Annotated in this window: 21 protein-coding genes; 7 read left to right on the top strand and 14 right to left on the bottom strand. The window is 40.2% G+C overall.

The genetic code is table 11. The annotated features are described in order from the left end of the window. Positions 1-32: 32 nt before the first annotated feature. The 3 genes from EAX61_RS02520 (at position 33) to EAX61_RS02510 (ending at position 2,994) form a co-directional block, all read left to right on the top strand. Positions 33-1,697, top strand: a complete 1,665-nt coding sequence (locus tag EAX61_RS02520) for a SulP family inorganic anion transporter (protein ID WP_121916086.1) — start codon at positions 33-35, stop codon at positions 1,695-1,697. A 79-nt stretch (positions 1,698-1,776) separates the two neighbouring features. Next, complete coding sequence (locus tag EAX61_RS02515; RefSeq protein ID WP_147448321.1) at positions 1,777-2,085, top strand: phosphoribosylpyrophosphate synthetase; 309 nt, start codon at positions 1,777-1,779, stop codon at positions 2,083-2,085. A gap of 15 nt (positions 2,086-2,100) precedes the next feature. Then, a complete protein-coding gene (locus tag EAX61_RS02510; protein WP_121916084.1) occupies positions 2,101-2,994 on the top strand; it encodes a YitT family protein in 894 nt (297 codons plus the stop codon). A 50-nt stretch (positions 2,995-3,044) separates the two neighbouring features. Here EAX61_RS02510 and EAX61_RS02505 read toward each other — a convergent pair whose 3' ends face one another. The 4 genes from EAX61_RS02505 to mfd are packed head-to-tail and all read right to left on the bottom strand — an operon-like array spanning position 3,045 to position 7,831. Further along, a complete protein-coding gene (locus EAX61_RS02505; RefSeq protein ID WP_121916083.1) occupies positions 3,045-3,728 on the bottom strand; it encodes a DUF2490 domain-containing protein in 684 nt (227 codons plus the stop codon). 2 nt (positions 3,729-3,730) lie between these two features. Further along, positions 3,731-4,312: a hypothetical protein gene (locus EAX61_RS02500; RefSeq protein WP_121916082.1), complete on the bottom strand. Its 582-nt coding sequence runs from the start codon at positions 4,310-4,312 to the stop codon at positions 3,731-3,733. Further along, on the bottom strand, positions 4,305-4,442 hold the full coding sequence (locus EAX61_RS16520; protein ID WP_201739405.1) for a hypothetical protein: 138 nt from the start codon (positions 4,440-4,442) through the stop codon (positions 4,305-4,307). The genes EAX61_RS02500 and EAX61_RS16520 overlap by 8 nt, the downstream gene beginning before the upstream one ends. Then, positions 4,439-7,831 carry a transcription-repair coupling factor gene (mfd, locus tag EAX61_RS02495; RefSeq protein WP_121916081.1) on the bottom strand — a complete coding sequence of 1,131 codons (3,393 nt, stop codon included), beginning with the start codon at positions 7,829-7,831 and terminating at the stop codon, positions 4,439-4,441. The genes EAX61_RS16520 and mfd overlap by 4 nt, the downstream gene beginning before the upstream one ends. Positions 7,832-8,091: 260 nt before the next feature. On the opposite strand from mfd, the gene EAX61_RS02490 reads away from it, so the two are divergent. Together EAX61_RS02490 and EAX61_RS02485 are read left to right on the top strand one after the other, a co-directional pair. After that, complete coding sequence (locus EAX61_RS02490) at positions 8,092-9,441, top strand: dihydrolipoyl dehydrogenase family protein (RefSeq protein ID WP_121916335.1); 1,350 nt, start codon at positions 8,092-8,094, stop codon at positions 9,439-9,441. Beyond that, positions 9,422-10,621, top strand: a complete 1,200-nt coding sequence (locus EAX61_RS02485; protein ID WP_236641970.1) for a lycopene cyclase family protein — start codon at positions 9,422-9,424, stop codon at positions 10,619-10,621. The genes EAX61_RS02490 and EAX61_RS02485 overlap by 20 nt, the downstream gene beginning before the upstream one ends. Before the next feature lie 60 nt (positions 10,622-10,681). On the opposite strand, the gene EAX61_RS02480 is transcribed toward EAX61_RS02485, so the two are convergent. Beyond that, a complete protein-coding gene (locus tag EAX61_RS02480) occupies positions 10,682-11,440 on the bottom strand; it encodes a tellurite resistance TerB family protein (RefSeq protein ID WP_121916080.1) in 759 nt (252 codons plus the stop codon). Between the two features lie 200 nt (positions 11,441-11,640). Here EAX61_RS02480 and EAX61_RS02475 point away from each other — a divergent pair, with 200 nt between their 5' ends. Both EAX61_RS02475 and EAX61_RS02470 read left to right on the top strand, forming a co-directional pair. Beyond that, positions 11,641-12,057 (top strand): BrxA/BrxB family bacilliredoxin, encoded by a 417-nt coding sequence (locus EAX61_RS02475; RefSeq protein ID WP_121916079.1) that lies wholly within the window; start codon positions 11,641-11,643, stop codon positions 12,055-12,057. A gap of 233 nt (positions 12,058-12,290) precedes the next feature. Next, positions 12,291-12,971: an HD domain-containing protein gene (locus EAX61_RS02470; protein ID WP_236641969.1), complete on the top strand. Its 681-nt coding sequence runs from the start codon at positions 12,291-12,293 to the stop codon at positions 12,969-12,971. A gap of 166 nt (positions 12,972-13,137) precedes the next feature. Here EAX61_RS02470 and EAX61_RS02465 read toward each other — a convergent pair whose 3' ends face one another. From EAX61_RS02465 to EAX61_RS02425, 9 genes are all read right to left on the bottom strand, one after another. Next, on the bottom strand, positions 13,138-14,379 hold the full coding sequence (locus EAX61_RS02465) for a murein hydrolase activator EnvC family protein (protein WP_121916078.1): 1,242 nt from the start codon (positions 14,377-14,379) through the stop codon (positions 13,138-13,140). After that, positions 14,379-15,152 carry a lipoprotein insertase outer membrane protein LolB1 gene (lolB1, locus tag EAX61_RS02460; RefSeq protein WP_121916077.1) on the bottom strand — a complete coding sequence of 258 codons (774 nt, stop codon included), beginning with the start codon at positions 15,150-15,152 and terminating at the stop codon, positions 14,379-14,381. Before lolB1 ends, EAX61_RS02465 begins: the two co-directional genes overlap by 1 nt. Then, entirely contained in the window at positions 15,152-16,528 is a 1,377-nt protein-coding gene (locus EAX61_RS02455) for a tetratricopeptide repeat protein (RefSeq protein WP_121916076.1), read from the bottom strand. The genes lolB1 and EAX61_RS02455 overlap by 1 nt, the downstream gene beginning before the upstream one ends. A 28-nt stretch (positions 16,529-16,556) precedes the next feature. After that, positions 16,557-17,576, bottom strand: a complete 1,020-nt coding sequence (locus tag EAX61_RS02450) for a sugar nucleotidyltransferase (RefSeq protein ID WP_121916075.1) — start codon at positions 17,574-17,576, stop codon at positions 16,557-16,559. 425 nt (positions 17,577-18,001) lie between these two features. After that, positions 18,002-18,085, bottom strand: coding sequence for a GIY-YIG nuclease family protein (locus EAX61_RS16720; RefSeq protein WP_347337920.1), 84 nt, complete (start codon positions 18,083-18,085; stop codon positions 18,002-18,004). Positions 18,086-18,212: 127 nt separating this feature from the next. Next, positions 18,213-18,647, bottom strand: a complete 435-nt coding sequence (dut, locus tag EAX61_RS02440; RefSeq protein ID WP_121916332.1) for a dUTP diphosphatase — start codon at positions 18,645-18,647, stop codon at positions 18,213-18,215. 251 nt (positions 18,648-18,898) lie between these two features. Then, positions 18,899-20,362 carry a lipopolysaccharide biosynthesis protein gene (locus EAX61_RS02435; protein WP_236641968.1) on the bottom strand — a complete coding sequence of 488 codons (1,464 nt, stop codon included), beginning with the start codon at positions 20,360-20,362 and terminating at the stop codon, positions 18,899-18,901. A gap of 43 nt (positions 20,363-20,405) precedes the next feature. Then, positions 20,406-20,915 (bottom strand): hypothetical protein, encoded by a 510-nt coding sequence (locus EAX61_RS02430; protein ID WP_121916074.1) that lies wholly within the window; start codon positions 20,913-20,915, stop codon positions 20,406-20,408. A gap of 135 nt (positions 20,916-21,050) precedes the next feature. After that, complete coding sequence (locus EAX61_RS02425; RefSeq protein ID WP_121916073.1) at positions 21,051-21,593, bottom strand: outer membrane beta-barrel protein; 543 nt, start codon at positions 21,591-21,593, stop codon at positions 21,051-21,053. Between the last annotated feature and the right edge of the window lie 647 nt (positions 21,594-22,240).

Genomic DNA, 22,240 nt, shown 5'->3' with positions numbered 1-22,240 from the left:
TTTTAAAAATACTAACCAATAAAGACTAGGGTATGCTTGCCAAATTTTACAATGCTCGATATTTTAAAGGAGATCTAACGGGAGGGTTAACGGCAGGAGTTGTTGCCTTACCGCTAGCGCTTGCTTTTGGGGTACAATCTGGATTAGGTGCAATTGCCGGTCTATACGGAGCGATTGCGGTAGGAATATTTGCAGCTATTTTTGGAGGAACGCCTACACAGGCAAGTGGACCTACAGGGCCTATGACTGTGGTAAGTGCTGCACTTGTGGTGAGTGCCATAGAACTAACTGGAACACTCAATGAGTCTGCAATGGCGATTATTGTGGCCACGTTCTTATTGGGAGGATTGTTGCAGATGCTTTTTGGCTTTATTAATATCGCTGGATATATAAAATACTTCCCCTATCCCGTAGTCTCCGGATTTATGAGTGGAGTAGGATTAATTATTGTTTTACTTCAGATATTCCCGTTATTTGGTCTTGCATCTTCTAAAAGTACGTGGGCTGTTATTACGGATATCCCAAGGCTCTTTCAGGAATTTAATATTTATGCACTGGCGCTGGGAGCGCTTACGATCTTGATTTATTTTGTGTTTCCTAAAATAACAAAAGCTATCCCGAGCGCGCTCGTTGCTTTGATCGTGGTCTCTATTGCGAGTTACTTTTTACAATGGGATGTTCCTATTATAGGAGATATCCCTTCTGGTATACCTGCATTGCAAGTAAGTGGTCTCCTTACCATTGACAGTGCAGCCTATCCCCTCATTATAGAGTACGCGGCCGTTCTTGCCGTTTTAGGGTCTATAGACTCATTACTTACCTCTGTAATCGCAGATAATATGACTAAAACCAAGCATAACAGCAATCGCGAACTTATAGGTCAAGGAATAGGGAATATGGTTGCGGCTATTTTTGGTGGTATTCCAGGAGCAGGAGCTACTAAAGGAACTGTAGTAAATATAAACGCTGGTGGAAGCACACGTCTTTCAGGAACCTTACACGGATTATTTTTACTTGCTGTATTATTAGGTTTGGGTAGTCTCGCAGCTCATATACCGCTGGCGGTGTTAGCAGGTATTTTAATTCCTATAGGTTTTAAAATTGTAGATTTTAAAGGTTTAAAACATCTGCGCATAATTCCTAAGGCAGACGGTGCTGTTCTTATTCTTGTATTGTTGATGACCACCTTTGGGAGCCTTATCCAAGCCGTTGGTTTTGGAGTGGTGCTTGCATCCCTCCTTTTTATGAAACGCTCCAGCGACCTTGCCGAAAAAGGGCTAGAGGTAGGAACTCTTGCGGGTGTGGATGGCGAGCCATTATGGTCTGACGAAAAGGAATTATACGAGACTTACAAAGATAAAATTTACATCAAGCACTTGTACGGCCCGCTATTTTTTGGCTTTACAGCGCATTTTCAAGATCAAATCAAAGCTGTTTCTAAAGATTTAAAAGGTCTTGTAATACGTATGGATCGAGTTCCTCATATTGACCAATCGGGATTGTATGCCTTAGAAACTGCTATTACAGACTTACAGAAGAGCGGTGTCATAGTAATTCTCACGGGGCTTACAGAGCAACCTAAAGACACACTAGAGGCAATAGACATTATTCCAGACCTTATCCCAAGAGAGCGTGTTTTTGATACTATAGACGATGCTTTTAAATATCTCAAGATATACTTAAAAGATGTAAAGTAGTGTTTGGGTACATAGGCTTTTAGTAAGGCCGCTTTCGCGAAAAATTTTTATCGGGAGCATAATTCAAACAATGAAAATTATGATATTATCCACTGCAAACACGCTGCTAGAAGACATTGTGGCTGCCAAAGAAGCAGGCTATACTTCTGACTTTATGTATCAGGATAATAAAATTCTCTGTAGAGAAAACAATATCTGGTACACGGCTCAAGAGTTGGTACTCGTTGAGTATTGTCGTCACGAAGGGATGAATGATCCTGGCGATAGCTCCATTCTATTTTTAATTGAGGCTAGTGATACTACAAAAGGATGCTTATCTAGTGCTTATGGTAAGGATGCAGATAGTGGGTTAATTGAATTTGTGCTTTCTTTACCAAAGAAAAAATAATTCCAACCCTCTCATATGAAAGATTTAAAAAACGCCATATCCGAATATTTCCAAATTGCATTTGGCGTGTGTTTAGGTAGTATAGGACTCAAAGCGTTTTTACTGCCCAACGGATTTTTAGATGGCGGTGCGACAGGTATTGCAATTCTTATATCGCGAGAGACAGGCATTAATATTTCTATTTTATTACTCTTCATAAGCTTACCTTTCCTTGTTTTAGGTCTATATAAACTGTCTCGAAGGATTTTGATTAAAAGTATTATTTCCATTATCGCATTATCAGTTTTAATAGGTTTAGAGTCGTTTCCTGTTATTACGGAGGATAAGTTGCTCATTGCGATTTTTGGTGGGATGCTCTTGGGTTCTGGTATAGGCATAGCCGTACGCAATGGAGCAGTTCTGGACGGATCAGAAATTTTAGGGATTTATATTTTTGATCAATTTGGTATTAGTATCGGGAAGACTATCCTTGCTTTTAATATTATTTTATTTGCCATTACCGCCGTTATTGTTTCTGTGGAGGTTGCTCTGTACTCTATACTCACGTATATCGTAACAGCTAAGTTTATAGACTTTTTTATTAAAGGTTTCGAAGATTTTATAGGTATTACCATCATTTCTCCACAATCTAAAGAAATTGAAGATCGAATAATGTATGAACTTGGTGCTGGCATCACAGTTTACAAGGCGGCTTCTGGCTTTGGGAGCACAGGTCAAAATCAGGATCGCAGGGTGATTCAAACCATAATAAACCGTATTCATCTTAGGAAAATACATAGACTCATAGACGACATAGATCCAGAAGCATTCATCGTAGAGTTTGATGTAAACAATGTAAAAGGAGGTGTGTTGCGCAGATACCTACAGCCAGAAAAAAGCAAAACGCTTGCGGTGTCTGAACCTGCTTAACAATTTTCATTTTTACAGCGATTTTAGGTAAGGCTTGTCAGCGGAAATTATCACAGACTTAAATAATAACCCACACTTAACCAAAACCGGTGACTTGCCGTCGCATTTAAAAAAGAGTCTATGCGATAATCCACACCAAGCTCTAGTTTATGTGCATCGTCAAAGTAGTACCCCAGCGATGGGACCACCCTAATCTCTAAGTCAGAATCTCCATCCTGCCAAGAGCCTATATACTCATTACCTAGTTTTATGTAAATCTCGCCTGGATCTATAAACTCGCCATTAAGAGAAATATCTGAAGATAGCCTGTACCTCGCTCTAAACTCAAACTTCTCATCGGGACGAAAGGTCTGATCTATCCTAAAACGGTGGCCTAAACGATAGCCATAATGAGGATTTGTAAATGAATACTGTTGTAAAAATCTATGTACTACACGCTCTCGCTCAAAACGGGCAAGATATCCCATTCCTGCTTTTGCATCTACACCTACAGTCCTATTTAATACGCTGGTGACATCCAGTAAATCAAAAAAGATATCTGTTTCTGAATTTCCATCAAAATCTCCAGAAAAAGCCTCAATGCGAGGAGCAAATTCCACGTCCATTTTCCAGACCTCAGACAGTTTTACCCCAAGATTAAATTCTGGAATGGCACCAACTTCGTACGTCCCTTGCGCACACATTCCAGCAATGGTAAAAACGCCAAAAATGAAAATAAATACATATCTATTCATCCTTAAAAGCGTAAAATATTATCATTACGTTTAATGATCTGCTCCTTTTTTATAAATATTCCTTCCTCGTCAAAAAGAAATTCAAACCGCTTCGCACTACTTCCTGAGTTGCGCGCTTTTAACACAATCTCATATTTAGGCCTTAGGCTACGCAATTTCTTATCTGTCGCTCGCCATTGTAAGATGCGTTCTGGGGTATCTATGTACTGTGCCTGTACTTTTTCGACTTTATAATAATCAAATGTTGTGTCTAGATAATTTTCTATATTCTTTCTAATGATTTTACCTATATCACCCATTTTTACAAGCACCTCTAGATCTTCCAGCATTCCACTTTCCGTAAACTCGATACTGTAGCGTGTTCCCGAACTTTTAAATTTTGCTTCTATTGATGTTCCCTCGTCACTCACTTCTTGTATCCATTTTATTTTTCGGGAGACATCAAAAGATGCGATAAAGTCTCGTGCAACCTGAGGCACGGCAACCTCGTCGATGCGGTACTCCTTTTCTACTTTTTGGGCGCGGGATAATTCCGCTTTCGCGAAAGCGGTAACCAAAACCATTAAAACGATAATCCTATTCATCTTTCTTCTTATTAAATAGAAAACCCAACGGCAACCAGATGGCAATAAACAAAAATTTACCTGTCACCAGTCCAATTATGGTAATAAGCGCAGCGACCACAGCTATTGCAATTTTCCAAGATTGGGTCATTTCTCAGCTTTTTCTAAAGTGCTCTCTGGCATAAGCGGGCGCAACAGGGCAACCACGTCATTTACCGTTTTTGCATCATCAGATTTGAGGAGCAGGCGTAGTCCTTTACCACTTTTCTTTTCTTTGAGTTGCACACGATACGCATTTTTCTGGACGAACTCCAGAACACGACCAAAGGCTGGACTTTGGTAAAAAGCACTCTGCTGGTCTGCGATAAAGAAACCTGTGAGCTTGCCATTTTTCATCACCACTTTTTCGAGCCCAATTTTTGTCGCCACCCATTTAATGCGCACCGAGTCCAGTAAATCTTCGGCTTCCTCGGGGAGCGGGCCAAAACGATCCACAAGTTTTGCTTCAAACGCATCTAGTTGTTCTTCGGTTTTTACGCTGTTTAGGTCTGTGTAAAGGTTTAGTCTTTCGGTAATATTGTTTACGTAATCGTCGGGGAATAGTAGACTAAAGTCAGTGTCTATAACAGTGTCTTTTACGTAATCTTTGTCCGCTTTCGCGAAAGCGTTATCATCCTTATAAAGCTCTGCAAACTCATCTTCCTTCAATTCTTCTATCGCTTCATTGAGAATTTTCTGGTAGGTGTCAAAACCTATTTCGTTTATAAATCCGCTTTGTTCTCCTCCTAGTAAATCTCCAGCGCCACGTATCTCAAGATCCTTCATCGCGATGTTAAAACCGCTACCTAATACTGAGAATTGCTCTAATGCCTGAATACGCTTGCGCGCATCATCTGTCATCGCGCTGTAGGGTGGCGTGATAAAATAACAAAAGGCTTTCTTGTTACTACGTCCCACACGACCACGCATCTGGTGCAGGTCAGAGAGGCCAAAGTTATTTGCGTTATTTATAAAAATGGTATTTGCATTAGGCACATCTAGCCCGCTCTCGATAATTGTGGTCGATACCAAAACATCAAACTCCCCATTCATAAAAGCAAGCATTTTTGTCTCCAGTGTTTTTCCTTCCATCTGGCCGTGACCTATGCCCACCTTTGCATCAGGAACGAGTCGCTGTATTAAACCTGCAACCTCTTGAATATTTGCAATGCGGTTATGGATAAAAAATACTTGCCCACCTCTCTGAATTTCATATTGCACCGCATCACGTATCACTTCTTCAGAAAAACGGATTACGTTGCTTTCGATAGGATATCGGTTAGGCGGAGCCGTAGTTATCGTACTCAGATCACGGGCCGCCATAAGTGAAAACTGTAAGGTCCTCGGGATAGGAGTTGCGGTTAGGGTAAGTGTATCTACCGTTTCAGAGATGGTCTTGAGCTTGTCTTTTACCGCAACACCAAATTTTTGCTCCTCATCTATAACTAATAGGCCTAGGTCTTTAAATTTTACATTCTTACTCGTAAGCTGGTGCGTGCCAATCACGATATCTATCGCTCCGCTCTCTATCCCAGCGAGCACTTCACGTTTTTCTTTTGCCGTGCGAAAACGATTCAAATAATCTACCGTCACAGGAAAACCTGCGAGACGTTCTTTAAAGGTACGAGAGTGCTGGTAGGCAAGAATTGTAGTGGGAACAAGAATTGCCACCTGCTTCCCGTTGTCTACTGCTTTAAATGCAGCACGTATCGCAACTTCGGTCTTGCCAAAACCTACATCTCCACAAACCAGCCTGTCCATAGGACGATCACTTTCCATATCCCGCTTTACGTCTTCGGTGGCACTGCTTTGGTCTGGAGTGTCTTCATATATAAAACTGGCCTCCAGCTCGTGTTGCATATGAGTATCTGGCCCAAAGGCGTAGCCTTTTTGCAGTCGTCGCTTTGCATATAATTTTATCAGGTTAAAGGCGATGTGCTTAACCTTTGTTTTTGTTTTGGCTTTAAGTTTTTTCCAAGCTTGGCTTCCTAATTTATAAATCTGTGGTGGCTTGCCGTCTTTACCTGTATACTTAGAAATTTTATGCAGTGAGTGTATGCTCAGGTATAGAATATCCCGCTCACCGTAAATTAATTTAATCGCTTCTTGCGGTTTTCCCTCGACATCTATTTTTTGAAGTCCGCCAAATTTCCCTATCCCGTGATCAATATGCGTCACATAATCACCCACAGAAAGATGACTCAATTCTTTAATAGTAATCGCCTGCTTTTTAGCATACCCATTCTTAAGGTTGAACTTATGATAACGCTCAAAAATCTGATGGTCTGTGTATACGGCAATTTTTAAATCGTTGTCTATAAAACCTTGATATAGTGATAAAACAACAGTTTCATATTCTTCAACAGTTGCCTCTGCATCGTCAAATATATCGTGAAAACGCTTTGCAGCCTGCTCGCTCACGCATGCAATATAATTTTTATAACCCTTATCTGTATTGTCATTTAAGTTCTCAATAAGCAGGTCAAACTGCTTGTTGAAAGATGGTTGCGGTTGTTGTGCAAAGGTTAATACTTCATTTGCCGTGGCACCATCTATCTCGTTTGTAAGATCTACCGTGGTAAAGGCATCTAACTGTGTTTTAAGCGCCTCACCGTGCACGAATAACTCCTCTGGCGAGTTGCGTTTTATTTCGGATTCTAAGGTCGAAAAGGCTTCTTCTGCTTTTGCAAAATTTTTATCGGTACGGTCAACAAGAAGTGAACGGTTTTTAATGAATACTACTGTTTTCGGTGAAATGTATTCCAGAAAACTCTCCCTAATTTCCATCAAGCCCTTGTTTTCTAAATTGGGCATTATGGTAATTTTCTTCACATTGCCTGTGGAGAGTTGTTCTTCTACATCAAAGGTGCGAATACTATCTACCTCATCGCCAAAAAACTCAATACGATACGGCTCATCGTGAGAGAAAGAAAACACATCTACAATTCCGCCACGCACTGAGAATTCTCCAGGTTCTGTTACAAAATCTACACGTTTAAACTTGTATTCAAACAACATCTCGTTTACAAAATCCAGCGACAATTTATCGTTTACCGAAACCTTGAGTGTTTGCCTGTCCAACTCTTTACGGGTTACGACCTTTTCAAATAGGGCATCTGGATAAGTGACGAGAAGCGCTGGCTTTTTTCGGGAGTTGATCCGGTTCAGAACTTCGGCGCGCAGTAAGATGTTCGCATTGTCTGTCTCCTCTATTTGATAGGGGCGGCGGTAGCTCCCAGGGTAAAAAAGCACGTTTTCTTCTTTGCGCAACTGTTCTAGGTCGTTGAGGTAATATGCAGCCTCTTCTTTGTCATTTAAAATCATCAATAGCGGATGCTCCTGACCTTTAAACAAGTCGCTAATCACAAAAGAAAGCGCCGATCCTACGAGCCCTTTTGCTTGAATATTTTGCTTGTTTTTTTGAGAATGGGCAATAGCTTCCCGCAGTTTCCCAAGTTCAGGAGACTGTGACAAGTGTTGCGAGAGTTCGGATTTACTCACGTAATTGTGTTTTGTGCAAAGATAGTTGTGGGTACGCTTTCGCGAAAGCGTAAAAAGAGAAAGGTTTCTTAAATGTAAGTTGTCACCTCGACGTTAGGAGAAATCCCATAATCAAGCTCAGGGGTATTACTCAAGATGATTTGCTCACTTTTATGCGGTTTCTCATCACTGCGCTTCCTCCAAAATACCGACCAAGTTTTACCATTTTCATAACACCCGAAAAACAACACGAAACCTACCTTTATAGAAAAGAAATAAAAATGGGATTTGAACACTACGACATATTTGTAATAGGAAGCGGGACTGCTGGACAGCAAGTTGCCAAGCGTTGCGCACGAGAAGGAATGAAAGTCGCCATTGCAGATAATCGTGAGTATGGTGGGACCTGCCCTAACCGTGGTTGTGATCCTAAAAAAGTGCTCATCAATGCCAGCGAACTCATAGCCTACACTACAGATATGGCTGAGGTCGGTATCACAGAGGTTGCCAAAATCAACTGGCAGGCACTTCAAAAATTTAAAGAGAAATTTGTCTCGGCGGTTCCTATTCGGACTGAGGAAGATCTAGAAAAATTAGGAATAAAAATGTACCATCAATCTCCGCAGTTTCTAGAAGATGGTCTCCTCATCGTAGAAGGTAAAAAGGTAACTTATGATAAGGCCGTTATAGCAACGGGATTAATTCCGCGTCCATTACATTTTAAGGGCGCAGCACTTTTAAAGACCTCGGACGATTTCCTGGAACTTCCTGCATTACCAGATAGTATGATTTTTATAGGAGGCGGCTATATCGCGATGGAGTTTGCGCATATCGCAGCACGTTGTGGTGTAGATGTCACGATTATAGAACGGGGCGAGCGTGTGCTTAGAATGTTTGACGAAAGTCTTACCGATCATCTACAAAAAGTCTCTGAAGATATTGGGATTAGGTTCATCTTTAATGCTACCGTTACTGGTGCAGAGGAATTGCGCAAAAATATACGAGTAGGTTATGAGAAGGAGGGAGAAACCGCTTTCGCGAAAGCAGAATTAATTTTTAACACTTCAGGGCGCGTAGCATCTGTAGAAATGCTGGACTTAGAAAAAGCAAACATAGAAGCATCACCTAAAGGAATTAAAGTAAATGAATATTTGCAGAGTGTTTCAAACCCAAACATCTATGCCTGTGGTGATGTGGCAGATAGTGGTGCTTTACCGCTTACGCCACTGTCTGGAATGGAAGGAAAGCACGTTGCAAATCAGCTCGTATCTGGAAAACATACTACATATACATTTCCAGCTATCCCAACTTCGGTATACACACAGCCACAACTCGCCATTGTGGGAATCTCAGAGGCCGAAGCTAAAAAGCAAGGCATTGAGCACACTATTTTAGAAGAACACGTACCAGACTGGTTTAGCGTAAAACGATTGAATTCTAGAAATTACTGCTATAAAACCATAAAAGGTCCCAAAGAAGAAATTCTAGGTGCCGAAATTCTAGCCCCAGAGGCGAGCGAAATGATAAATCTCTTTGCCATCGCTATCCAGCAAAAATTGACTTGCTCACAGTTTAGAGAAACCATTTTTGCCTATCCTACATTTGCAAGTGATGCACAAAGTATGGTCTAGTGAGACCACGGGTAATCCTTACCTTTGTACTGTGCAAAAACACTATGACTACATAATTCTGGGTGCGGGCCTATCGGGTTACACAATGGCTTTGAGAATGGCGCGGGATGCTTTTTTTGGCAACAAATCCATCGCTATTATTGATGCCGATTTTAATAAGGGAAACGATCGCACATGGTGTTTTTGGGAAACAGAGCCCGATATTTTTGAGGAAGTAGTTTCGTATCGCTGGTCTAAGATTTTGGTTCAGAACGATACTAAAGCCACTCCCATTGAGATAGCACCATATTTATATAAGAAGATTGAGGGAAAGGATTTTTACGCTTTCGCGAAAGCGGAATTATCGCAACATAGCAATATTACGTTTATAGAAGCAAAGGTAGAGGATTACCAAGAGAATGGAAACGAAGTCAAGATTCAAACCTCTGAAGGAAGCCTTACCGCAGGTAAGGTTTTAAATAGTATTTACAAACCAGAAATTCTCGAGCAACAAAACCAAAAAGTCGTCCTGCAACAACATTTTGTAGGTTGGTTTATTAGGACGGAAACCCCTGTTTTTTATCCTAACGTTGCTTCTTATATGGATTTTAATATTCCGCAAAATGGCAATTGCAGATTTATGTATGTGCTTCCGACTTCAAATAAAGAGGCGCTATTAGAGTACACATTATTTTCGAAAGATTTACTGCCCAAAGCCGAATACGAAGAAGCCATAAAGAGCTACCTAAAAAATCTAGGTGTTTCAACTTATGAAATTACTGCTAGAGAGCAAGGAAGTATCCCAATGACCACCTACGATTTTACCCAGCACAATACGGACAATGTACTGCATATCGGTACTGCAGGTGGATGGACAAAAGCGAGTACGGGATATACATTTAAGCACACGGTAAAGAAATCTAAAAAGCTGATAGAATTTTTAAAGTCGGCTAAACCGTTTACGGTATATTCACTAAAAAACCGCTGGACCTTTTACGATGCTGTATTACTGGAAGTTCTTGATAAACACAACGAGAAAGGAGCCGAAATCTTTACCAGAATGTTTAAAGATGGAAAAGCAAATCACATTTTTCGTTTTCTGGATGAGGATTCATCCTATTGGGACGAATTCAAAGTAATATGGAGCGCCCCGAAGGTTATATTTATAAAAGCAGCCCTGAGAGTACTCTTCAGAAAGTAAAATTTCTTATGATAACAGGTGAAATTTAAGCACTTTTACCGACTACCGACTACCGACTATTTACAACCCTCTTTCCTTCTGTATGGTCTCGTACGCCTCTTGAACGTTTTGGAATTTCTCCTCAGCACCTTTACGGTAAGCTTCATCCATGTCCATTAACTTATCTGGATGGTATTTTTTTGCCATCGTTCGGAAAGCTTTTTTAACTTCATCATCACTTGCTGTTTTGTCTATTTCAAGAATTTTATATGCGCTATCTGCCTTCTTGACAAACATATTTTTGATACTCTCAAAATCCTGATGATTGATACGAAAATACCCCGCAATTGTGCCCAAAACATTTACCTCTGGCTGGCTTACCTGTCCGTCTGCCTGCGCAATTCCAAAAAGGAAATGTAAAATCTGTAATCTAATCTCATATCGCGTTCGAGCGTTAAGATAGGTACAGATACGAGAAGCCGAAACTTCACGATTTTTTATCACTTCGTTAAAGGTTTTAAACGTAGCGTTTGCCCTGTCCTTTCCATAAGCACGTACAAAATATTGTCTTGCATAGTCCAGCTCCGTCTGGCTTACCTTTCCATCTGCCTTAATGACTATAGAGGCAAGCGATAGAAGATTGAGTTCAAAGTCACCCGGAGAGACATTTTCTCTGGTTGCATTTTCAAAAACATCTTTAAAGCTCCTGCGCTGTTGCCCTTTTGGCTTGTCTTTTTGCATTAGGGAATCTATGGCACTCCCTATGAAGTAGCCCACCACGGCACCTATAAAATGTCTCGAGACGTACCAGCCCAAGACCGCTGCTATATATTTAATCATTGTTCTTTTTCAATCTTTAGCCACAAATTTACGGCTTCTTAAATGTTTGACGGATTTTTAAGGGGTTTGTTACGCTTTTGCGGTTTATCCTGAGCTTGTCTCAAGGAAAGCGGCATAAGAAACAATGTAAACTCCTGCCAAAATTTCCGTCTTACTATCGAGGTACACTTTTTGTACATTTGCACTAAAATATTTTGATTATGTACCCAGCAGATTTAGTAAAACCGATGCGTGAAGACCTTTCAAAGAACGGCTTCACCGAATTACATACAACCGAAGACGTACAAGCAGCGATGAAAAAAGAAGGAACAACCCTTGTGGTCGTAAATTCTGTTTGTGGCTGCGCCGCACGTAACGCACGTCCTGCAGCAGTTCACGCTGTTGCAAACAGCAAGAAGAAGCCAGATAATATCTATACTGTATTTGCAGGAGTAGATGCTGCCGCGACTGATCTTGCACGATCGTTTATGGTTCCTTTTCCTCCCTCTAGTCCATCTATGGCACTTTTTAAAGACGGGGAATTAGTTCATATGATTGAGCGTCACCATATTGAAGGCCGCCCGGCAGAAATGATAGCAGAAAACCTTATGGATGCATTTGAAGAGCACGTGAGTTAGATTCTGAATGTGACATATTAGATATGAAACCACTCTTTACGGGGTGGTTTTTTTGTCTGCTTTCGCGAAAGCTTACATCTAAGAATCTTATTACCCACTTTTATTCGATTTTATAAAAGAAGCCTTTTATCGGGTTTCTCAATTACCGACCTGTGAGGTTTAGCCGTGTTCATAGAGCGTAGTTTAAATGTAGTAACCTTGTAAGTCTGAATGAAACTAACGAATTTTGAATTATGACTTTCACTATTAATCGCGGGACGACAATGAATAACCCACTAATCCAAAACACCATCACTTTCGTAAAGCAAGCCCTAGAAAATGCTGAAGGCGGTCACGACTGGTTTCATATAGAACGTGTTTATAAAAACGCCCTAAAAATAGCCAATAGTGAAAAAGTAAATGTTGAAATTGTCGCCCTAGGAGCACTCCTTCACGACATTGCAGATTCAAAATTTCATAACGGTGATGAAACCGTTGGGCCAAAACTCGCGACCAAATTTCTCTTGAGTGAGAACTGTGACAGCGCCATTATCGAGCACGTAGTTCAAATTATAAAGAACATTTCCTTTAAAGGAGGAAATAAAGAGCAAACATTCCGCTCATTAGAGTTAGATGTTGTGCAAGATGCGGACAGGTTGGATGCGCTAGGAGCCATCGGCATTGCCAGAACCTTTAATTATGGCGGATTTAAAAATAGGAAGATTTATGATCCATCTATACCTCCGGAACTTAATCTCACTCCAGTTCAGTACAAAGCTTCTACCGCTCCTACAATAAATCATTTTTATGAAAAATTATTACTTCTTAAGGACAGAATGAACACCAAGACGGGACATAAGATGGCAGAAAAGCGTCATCAATATATGAAAGCCTTTCTTGAGGAGTTCTATGCAGAGTGGGATGGCAAAAAATAATGAACGCTTAATATCAAAGAGATTACCTAGAACTTAATTCCTATCAAAGGTCGAATGGATGCCAAAACATAAGTTACAATTTTTACAAAGAAATTTCTTTAAGAAGAATGCTAAACTGGATGGAAGAATCTTAGTATGTTACGTCCAAGCAAGTCAAATTATCAGACTACATATTAAGCACCCAGTCTGATGGGTTGAGTTTTGCTTTATTTTTATAAACTACAAATTTGAGTACTGTTTTCCCTGTAAGATTAGATGCCGCAATCTCTCCAAGCTCCTGCTCACGTGAGATTTTGTCTCCTTTCTGTACGCTAATGTTGACAAGATTTTGATAAACCGTAATGTAGTTTCCGTGACGCACAGAGACTGCATTGTTTGCTCCTGGGATTTTTAGGATAGCAAGTACTTCTCCGTTAAAAACAGCTCTTGCTTGTGTTTTTGGTGCAGTTTCAATTTCTACACCGCTACTATAGGTGGTAATGTTAGGTAACGTAGGATGCTTAGATTTTCCAAAACGTTTTATCACGCGTCCTCTTTTTACTGGCCAAATCAACCGTCCTTTATTTGACTCAAAACTGGCACCTAGGATTTTTCCTTCTGGGGTGAGGGCAAACGTATTTGCCGTTCCCTTAGTCGTAGCTTTGGTTCCTGTTTTCTTATTTGCGGCCGCAATAGCTTCGGCGATGAGTTTGTCTATTTGACGGTCTATGCGGTCTGCCTCTTGTTGTTTCTTCTTTATTTGGGAAGCATACACACTAGATTTTTTTCGGATGGCTTTAACGAGTGCATCGTGTTGCTCTTTTTCCTTGTCTAGTTGTAGTTTTGCCTTACGATTTTCGGCAATGAGGGCGTCCTTATCTTTCTTTTGGCGTGCTAGATCCTTGTTAACCGTCTGCAATAGTTCTGTGCGTTCTTTTATTTGCTCACCCTGTTTCTTGCGGTAGTTTGCATATTGCTTCATATACTGTACACGCTTGTATGCTTGAGCAAAACTCTCACTAGATAATAAAAACATCACTTTACTTTGCCCGTCTTTACTTTTATAAGACCTGCGTATCATTTGCGCATAATCTTCCTTAAGCAATGTAAGTTCTTCTCGCAGATTTTCCATCTTATTGAGGTTCTCATTTATCTCGCGCGTCAATAAATTTGCCTGACGGTTTGTAACTTTTATAAGGTCCTCCCGAACATTTATTTGCTGATCAAGGTCTTCTACCTGACTAAGCTCCGAGATTTCTTTCTTTTTATTGCTTTCGCGCAAGCGTTGTAATTGTTGCATCTCAGTACGCAACGCTTCACGACGTTGCTCCAGTTCTCGTTGTTTTTTAGATTGAGCAAAGGTGCTCTGAACACTTCCTAAAAGAAAGCACCCCAATAGAGCAATATGTAAGAATTTATAAGACCTCACTAAAACTTGATTTCTTTATATCCACTAGGAATAGAGAACGGAAAACTCACGGTGGCATTGTAATCTACAGATCTATAATCAATACCGATTGTGGTGCGGTCATCTTTATCAAGCACTTCGATAAAAATGAATTGTGGAAATGGTTTTCCGCCTACTTCCTGATGTGAGCGATAATCTACATCTAGAAATAAACGATCTTTAGGCTGTGTCACCTTTTGATTTTTAAGTAAGAATTTCTCAGGTTCAAGGAAAAAAAACAGATTTAGAATATCGAGTTGTTTTTTGGGAGTAATTTGATATTCATTATTTACATCATTAACCACATACTTCCCTTTTTCAAGGTCATAAACCGTCTGCCCGACGAGCAGTCGTTGTAACTGATTGAAATCCATATCCACTCCAAAGTATTCACTCAAGAACTCAAAGTCCCCATCAAAATATGTCCCTCCTATCTTCTCGTAATAGGCAACGCGGTCTGGAGTGACCATTGCCTTAGCGAGTGAGATGCCTAAAAGGGAGGCACTCATCCAGATGGTTTTGTCTTTTTCCATACGAAGACTCACGGTGACGCTCTGTGCATTTTTCTTGTCCTCGTACCGTACTTTCATACGAGCAGCAAGGGTGTTGAAGTCAAAACGATTCTCGCTATAGTTTTTAAGTACTGTGGCGGTTGTAATATCTGCAACCTCAGCGTCTCCAGATGTTGCAATATTTTTTGTTCCTCCACAGGCGATTAATAAGAATACACTAGAAACTATTATGATATTTTTCATTAATCTATTTGAGCTTTAAGTTTTGAAGCTTTTTCTTGATACCGAGCCGCCTTAGTTGGATCCCCTTTTCCCGTAAAAGCATCTGCCAGTTGCAGGTAAAAATCTGCTTCCATTTTTGCGTCGTCTATGATGTAATCCAGGCCTGTTTCAAGATGCGCTACGGCCTCGTCATATTTACTTATCTTGTTAGATGCTACACCGTTTGTGAGATACAACAATGGTTGCGCAGGATATAAATCTAAGCCCGTGGATGCAGTTTTTATGGCTGCCTCATAAGCTCCAGCATCGAGTTGTAATAAGACTGTATTCTTAATAAGCTCTAGATTCTCAGGGTCTCTTGCAAGTGCTTTCTCAAGATAAGGGAGCGCTTTTGTTTTATCATTTCTCTTGATAAAATAGTTTGCGAGCTCTTCATAAACTTTTGCATCTTCAACTTGCTCGTCAAAAACAGCAATCGCTGCTTCCAGCTGTGGTTGATACTGTGGATTATTATTCACGTACATTAAAAAATCATTGATCACACGGTGCTTTACTTTTCCATCTATACGGGGACTCAATAAGGTTTTATTCATCGCGACAATTGCCTCATCTACCTTTCCATCTTCAAGGTAGAATTTATACAAGGCTAGTTGTACTTCTGCCGCTTCTGGATTTATTTTCTGTAGCTCTAGCGCGGTGTCGTATGCTTTTTGAGTCTCTCCTTGCTCACTATACAAGAAAATAAGTTTGAGATATTCTTTTTCGTTTTGAGGGTTTGCAGCAATGTTTGCCTCTACTTTAGCCGTTTGCTGTTGTGTGTTTCCCGTTTGTCTGTAAATATTTGCTTTGAGCTTCTCACGATAGGGATCCTGACCCTTTTCCTCGTCAAGCTCTTCTAGAAGAACGAGCGCTTCATCATATTTTTTTGTTCGAATATAGATACGAGCGAGATCCTCTTTGTATTGTGTATTAAACGCAACCAACTTAAGCGCCGTGCTTGCTGCCTTTTCATAATCTTGAGTCTCATAGTGTACATCGTACAACAATTCTAAAACAGGCGCTCTATTGGGCTTTAGCTCAAGTGCTTTCTCTAAATCTTCTTCGGCGCGGTCGTATTCTTTTCTTGCGCTAAAGTTTTTTGCACGTTCAAAGTATAAAAAATCACGATCTGGCTCCATCTGGATGCATTTGTTTAATGCAAGAATAGCGCGGTCATAATTTTGAATCCCTTTTTGTTTCAAAGCTTCAAAGAAACTTTCCTGAAAATCGTCAGATACATCTTCTAGATCGTCTACATTTTCATCTGCAAATGGGGTTTGATCCTGGGCATAGGTATGCTTTCGCGAAAGCATACTCAAACTCAAAAACAACACTAAGATGTACGTATTTCTTTTCATTTCTATTCCATTTTCGCCCAAAGGCAACCTATTCCAGCACCGTATAATCGCCCAAGCTCACTTGTGTAAACTTCCCATCATACTTTACGTGATTCCCGATCATTGCCTGATCCAGATTTACATTTTTAATCACAGAATCATTCTGAATCAAGCTATTTTTCACGATACTATTGACAATTTTTGTGCCACGTCCCACCGAAACATTAGGCCCAATGGTAACATCCTTAAGCACCACGTTCTCCCCAATATAGCACGGCGGAATGATACTCGCGTTTTCTAATTTGGCGCTTTCTGCAACCAGTTTTTCTTCTTTATCATCGTGCAGGAACTGGAGCATTCTGCCATTTGTTTCGACAGTCACTGCCTTGTTTCCACAGTCCATCCACTCGTCTACGGTTCCTGTTTTAAACACTTTTCCGTCGGCCATCATTTTCTTGATCCCGTCGTTTATCTGGTACTCGCCACCATTCATAATGTTCTCCTCCAGCACTTCTTGAAGCTTGTCTTTAAGAACGGCTACATCTTTAAAATAATATATTCCTATTACGGCTTGGTCAGAAACAAACTGCTCTGGCTTCTCAACAAGCTCTACGATTTCTTGTTTATCATTAAGTTTTACGACACCAAAAGCCTCTGGATTATCCACTTTTTTTGTCCAGATAACACTGTCTGCTTCCTGATCAAGATCAAATGTTGCCCGTATCAAAGTATCCGCATAAGCGATAACGGCTGGGCCAGAAAGAGACTCGGCCGCACACATAATGGCGTGGCCTGTTCCTAAGGGCCGGTCTTGTCTATAAATGGAAGGGTGTGCGCCTAGACCTTCGGCAAGGTCTACGAGTTGGCCCACTACTTCGTCATCAAACCAAGCGGGGTCACCCAGAACAAACGCTATTTCCTCTATAGGTTCATCCAGAACCTTTGCAATATCCTTAACAAGACGATGCACAATAGGCTGTCCAGCTACGGGAATTAGAGGTTTAGGAACTGTTAAACTATGTGGGCGGAGGCGACTGCCACGTCCTGCCATTGGGACTATTATTTTCATACTTTTATCTTCCTCTCCCTCGTTCCTCACTCGTCGGAGATAAGGCGTAGGCAGGGATCTCTTATTAGATTATCAAATATTTCTTAAATGTCTCAAACTTCATGAGAAAGCTATTTTATTCTACGTTTTTACTCTTGCGACTCATATTTACTAATTTCTGAGCTATTAAAAGGGCTTTGTCGCTAGAGTCGGAGGTTCCTGCCTTCGCAGGAATTAGGTTATGACCAATTCATACTCAAATCAAACCAATTTGGATTTAGTTCCTCAATTAACTTTATCTTCCATTCTCTTTTCCATTTCTTCATCTGCGATTCTCGCTTTACAGCGTCTACTCCTTTATAAATCGTTTCTAAATAAACTAGCTTATCACAATTATAGCGAGCCGTAAATGAATTTGGATAAAGCTTAAACTTATGTTCTTTTACTCATTTTTCAATATTGTCTGTCACGCCTATATATAAAACTTCGTGCGATTTGTTAGTCATAATATACACAAACCATTCGCTCATAACTACTTGTATGAGAATTGTGGGTACTTACTCCATCTCTTTTTACTCTTACGGCTCATATTTGCAACGTTCTGAGCTTTTCAAAATGCTTTTTTGTCCGAGTTAGAGATTCCTGCCTGCGCAGGAATTACTTTATCCCTGTCGACCCAAACCCACCTTCACCACGATCTGTACTCGATAGTTCAGTAACCGATTCCCAGTCTGCTCGTTCGTGTTTTGCAATGACCATCTGGGCGATGCGTTCTCCGTTTTCTACAACAAAAGTTTCCTTTGAAAGGTTTACTAAGATCACTCCTACTTCGCCACGGTAATCTGCATCTATTGTTCCTGGGGCATTTAGAACTGTGATTCCTTTTTTTGCAGCCAGGCCACTTCGAGGTCGCACTTGTGCTTCTACACCTATGGGAAGTTCCATATAGATTCCGGTGGGAACGATGGCTCTTTCCATTGGAGCAATTATGATGTTCTCTTGATTATTTGCTCTTAAGTCCATACCCGCACTGGCGATAGTCTCGTAATGAGGTAATGGGTGTTCGCTCTTGTTTATTACTTTTATTTTCATTGAAAATTTAAATATTTCATTTCCGCGAAGGCGGGAATCTTTTAATTGTATTAGGCTTACCACTTTAAACATTCATCTGATTCATATCCCGATGAGTATCTTAGTGATGTAGCACAAGTTTTTTAATACTTCGATTACTAATGCTCCTCATCCAGACCTATAAGGTTCCCTACGACAAAATCTCGAAGGTCAGATGTATTTTTTTCTGCTTTCACTGAAATAAATTCAGGATAAATCGCGAAAGCATACTCCTATTTTCTTCTTAATAATCGTAACAAGAGTGCTTTTTCGCGAAAGCTAATAAACCCTACTAAAATAAGCGTCATTCCTGCTCCTACAAGATACAATTGCCAACTCCCAATACCAAAATATTCCCGAAAACCGTAGAAAAATACTACCGTAAAGACGATGGACAAGGTGAGGTACAAAAGTATGTTTTTTAGATCATAAGGAACTGCTAAATGTTTACGGCCCATCACATAGGAAGCAACCATCATTAGTCCATAGGCCCCACAGGTGGCAATGGCACTGGCGAGGTATCCTATTTTTGGGATAAGCAGTACGTTTACAACAATCGTAAGTGTCGCTCCCGCTACCGAAATATAAGCACCATAACGCGTTTTATCCGTCACCTTATACCAGACGGATAAGGTTTGATAAATCCCGAAAAACAAGTAGGCTATAAGCACTAGTGGAACAACATTCATTGCTTCCCAGTATACTTCTTTAGTGAGTAGTAATGGTTTTATGAGGTCTACTAAGACAACATAGACGAAAAGCGCGATAGCTCCCAGGACCACAAACATTTTTGTTATCTGGGCATACATCTTTGTTGCATTCTCATTTTTTGATTCTGAAAAGAAAAATGGCTCTACTCCAAGTTTAAATGCTGTGGCAAATAAGGTCATCCCGACAGATAAACGATAACAGGCAGAGTAAATTCCCACTTGAGTTTCGGCAATGTCTTCTGGAAGAAGTTTCTGGAGTAATATTTTATCAAAAGTCTCATTTACAGCAAATGCAAGTCCCGCTATTAAAATAGGCGCTCCATATCTAACCATTTTCTTCCATAAAGCAACATCAAAATCCCATTTTGAAAAATAAGGTTTGGCTACAATTAGAAATGTTATGATGCTCGCTGCCAGGAAAGCTATGAAGTAAAGTTCAATCTTGTCAGACGGCAGATAGGAATTAATGGCGTTCATTTCTGGCAACCAAATTAAAAATACCGCCGCCGTACTCGTCGTTATCACCACATTGAGCAACTTAATCAAGGCATATTTTAACGATTTCTTTTGCGCCCTCATATACGCAAAGGGAATTACCATCAGTGTGTCAAAAGCAATGACCCCGATAACCCACTTCCAGTAAACTGCAGGAATTTCTGTAAAAGTTGCTATTTGATTTAATGCTAAGAAGGCAATTATTACAAAAACAGTGGTCGTTATGAGAATGGTAATAAGTCCAGTGCTAAGTGTTTTACCCTTATGAGCCCTGTCAGAAAAAAACCGAAAGAACGCCGTTTCCATCCCATACGTAAGGATAACGTTCAAGAGTAAAATATATGAGAATATGATAGACACTTCGCCAAATGCGTCTGCATCTGGAAGATACTCTGTCAATAAAGGGGTAAGTAACAATGTAAGCAATCGTGGCAGCACAGTCGCAAGACCGTACACAAACGTATGCTGAAAAAGACTTTTAAGTGAGCTCAAGAAGGCTGGTGTTTTCGCTTGCTAAAGTAACGAAAATAAGCACCTATTCTTGCCCTCTGTCCATTCCATTTTGAGGACGTTGTGAGGGAAGTGGTTTACTTTCTTTAAATGTGATGTTCGCTATTTTTGCGTACCGCAGTGCTCCATTTTGCATATACGTAATTCCAGCTTCATTTTCTTCCAGTGGAAACTTGAACATCTCTTTTGAAGAAGGGGTATTAACCATTTCTTCCACAGGATCCTTGCTCATAACAATATCTCTGGCATTGTTGAGCGCCGTTTTAAATCGCGCGACATACTGACCATTTTCTAAAGTGATGGTGGCTCTCATCTCCTGAAAATATGCTTCCTTGAGTATTACATCTTCTGGAACATTTTTAAAGTCTAAAAAAAGATTTACCCCAGAGCCTCCTCCTTGTACCCCAGCAATCCACGTTTCATAATACGAGTTACCGCCATTAAAGGGGACTTCTAGAGGTGCCTGCTGGCTTGAACCACATTGTGACATTGAAATAGATATAAAGAGGATGAAAATGAGTTTTAGGGTGTTCATAAAGTTTGTTTTGTAGTCACAGTTCAAAAGAAATGCCAGAGTAGGTAAAGTACAAAAAATGAATGTGGGAAAATGAAAAATTTTAATGATTGAGATAAGAATGCCGCTTTCGCGAAAGCGTACTTATACGAAACACTAAAAATTATATGCTACTCCGAAAAATGGAGCTGCTCCCTCAACTTCCGTAAAGTCATAAGAAATATTCTGCGCTTTGAAATATGGCACTTGCAGCTTTAAGTAGAATTTCTCACTGATTTTATAAGAGGCTCCAGCACCCAGACTCACAATTGATATAGCACTATTCTCCGCACCGCCAAAAGCGCGATCCGTAAACCCAAAACCATATCCCGCTAGTACATGTACATTCCACCTATCTTTGTTTACTACATAATATTGTAAAGAAGGTATGATCCCAAAAGCATTTAACCGGACGCCGCTGGCATTCTCAAAAGCCGTATTGCTAGAGTAAAAACCACTTGTCACAAAAGACAGCCTATTTGTAAGAAGAAACTCTGCGTCTGCCTTTACGATAATGCCAAAATCCTTTTCATCATTTGAAGTGGTGGGATACGGAGCAAAAGATATGCTTGCAAAACGGTCTCCCTTCTCAATCTGACAAATGGCATCTGTACTTAAGCTTAAAATTGCGATGAAGACTAGTGTGCATAATGTTTTCATTTTTTGATTGTATTGATGAGCTTCAAAAATAATATAGGATATGAGTTTTGCTATTGATTTAGCAAGAGATTATGACTGCTGGTTAAAGTTGTTTTAATGTAACGAAACCGCACGCAACGTTTTGATAGATCCATACTCTTATTGGGTCTCTTTTTAAAATACGCTAAAAAGAAAGCTATTATAAAATACTAGAATTTTTATTTCTAATAACATACAAGCATTGGAATAGATAATGTCGCTTTTATCGGGGGATAACTGCAGTTTAAAACAATTACAGAAATTTAATTGTAGTCTTTCAGCGCAAATAACTACCCGGGTTGAATTCACATAACAAAAAACAGACATTTAAGAGAAATCAAAAAGTGCGCTCGACAAATGTCCTTTATCAAGAGTGGTTATACGCGTCACCTCCGAAGATTTGGGGCATAAAAAAAGGCGGAAAGACAAAGAAAGAAAAAACGGCTCGTATGCCAAATGGCTCTTATATCATCATAAAATTTACTCGCCACCCCCGAAGATTTGGGGCATAAAAAAAGGCGGAAAGATCCACCTTTTTTTGCCCCAAATCTACCATGAACTTAACCTACTTATGCTATGGCTTTGCTAATATATGTGCTTATCCCACACAAAATCTAACTTTTAGACCA

Source organism: Dokdonia sinensis (assembly GCF_003688895.1).
GTDB classification, from domain to species: domain Bacteria; phylum Bacteroidota; class Bacteroidia; order Flavobacteriales; family Flavobacteriaceae; genus Dokdonia; species Dokdonia sinensis.
This window is presented reverse-complemented; position numbering and strand designations above follow the sequence as displayed.

Coding starts and splice junctions, on each gene's coding strand:
- EAX61_RS02520 (WP_121916086.1), top strand. CDS start 33: ATGCTTGCCAAATTTTACAATGCTCGATATTTTAAAGGAGATCTAACG.
- EAX61_RS02515 (WP_147448321.1), top strand. CDS start 1,777: ATGATATTATCCACTGCAAACACGCTGCTAGAAGACATTGTGGCTGCC.
- EAX61_RS02510 (WP_121916084.1), top strand. CDS start 2,101: ATGAAAGATTTAAAAAACGCCATATCCGAATATTTCCAAATTGCATTT.
- EAX61_RS02505 (WP_121916083.1), bottom strand. CDS start 3,728: ATGAATAGATATGTATTTATTTTCATTTTTGGCGTTTTTACCATTGCT.
- EAX61_RS02500 (WP_121916082.1), bottom strand. CDS start 4,312: ATGAATAGGATTATCGTTTTAATGGTTTTGGTTACCGCTTTCGCGAAA.
- EAX61_RS16520 (WP_201739405.1), bottom strand. CDS start 4,442: ATGACCCAATCTTGGAAAATTGCAATAGCTGTGGTCGCTGCGCTTATT.
- EAX61_RS02490 (WP_121916335.1), top strand. CDS start 8,092: ATGGGATTTGAACACTACGACATATTTGTAATAGGAAGCGGGACTGCT.
- EAX61_RS02485 (WP_236641970.1), top strand. CDS start 9,422: ATGCACAAAGTATGGTCTAGTGAGACCACGGGTAATCCTTACCTTTGT.
- EAX61_RS02480 (WP_121916080.1), bottom strand. CDS start 11,440: ATGATTAAATATATAGCAGCGGTCTTGGGCTGGTACGTCTCGAGACAT.
- EAX61_RS02475 (WP_121916079.1), top strand. CDS start 11,641: ATGTACCCAGCAGATTTAGTAAAACCGATGCGTGAAGACCTTTCAAAG.
- EAX61_RS02470 (WP_236641969.1), top strand. CDS start 12,291: ATGACTTTCACTATTAATCGCGGGACGACAATGAATAACCCACTAATC.
- lolB1 (WP_121916077.1), bottom strand. CDS start 15,152: ATGAAAAATATCATAATAGTTTCTAGTGTATTCTTATTAATCGCCTGT.
- EAX61_RS02455 (WP_121916076.1), bottom strand. CDS start 16,528: ATGAAAAGAAATACGTACATCTTAGTGTTGTTTTTGAGTTTGAGTATG.
- EAX61_RS02450 (WP_121916075.1), bottom strand. CDS start 17,576: ATGAAAATAATAGTCCCAATGGCAGGACGTGGCAGTCGCCTCCGCCCA.
- EAX61_RS16720 (WP_347337920.1), bottom strand. CDS start 18,085: ATGAGCGAATGGTTTGTGTATATTATGACTAACAAATCGCACGAAGTT.
- dut (WP_121916332.1), bottom strand. CDS start 18,647: ATGAAAATAAAAGTAATAAACAAGAGCGAACACCCATTACCTCATTAC.
- EAX61_RS02430 (WP_121916074.1), bottom strand. CDS start 20,915: ATGAACACCCTAAAACTCATTTTCATCCTCTTTATATCTATTTCAATG.
- EAX61_RS02425 (WP_121916073.1), bottom strand. CDS start 21,593: ATGAAAACATTATGCACACTAGTCTTCATCGCAATTTTAAGCTTAAGT.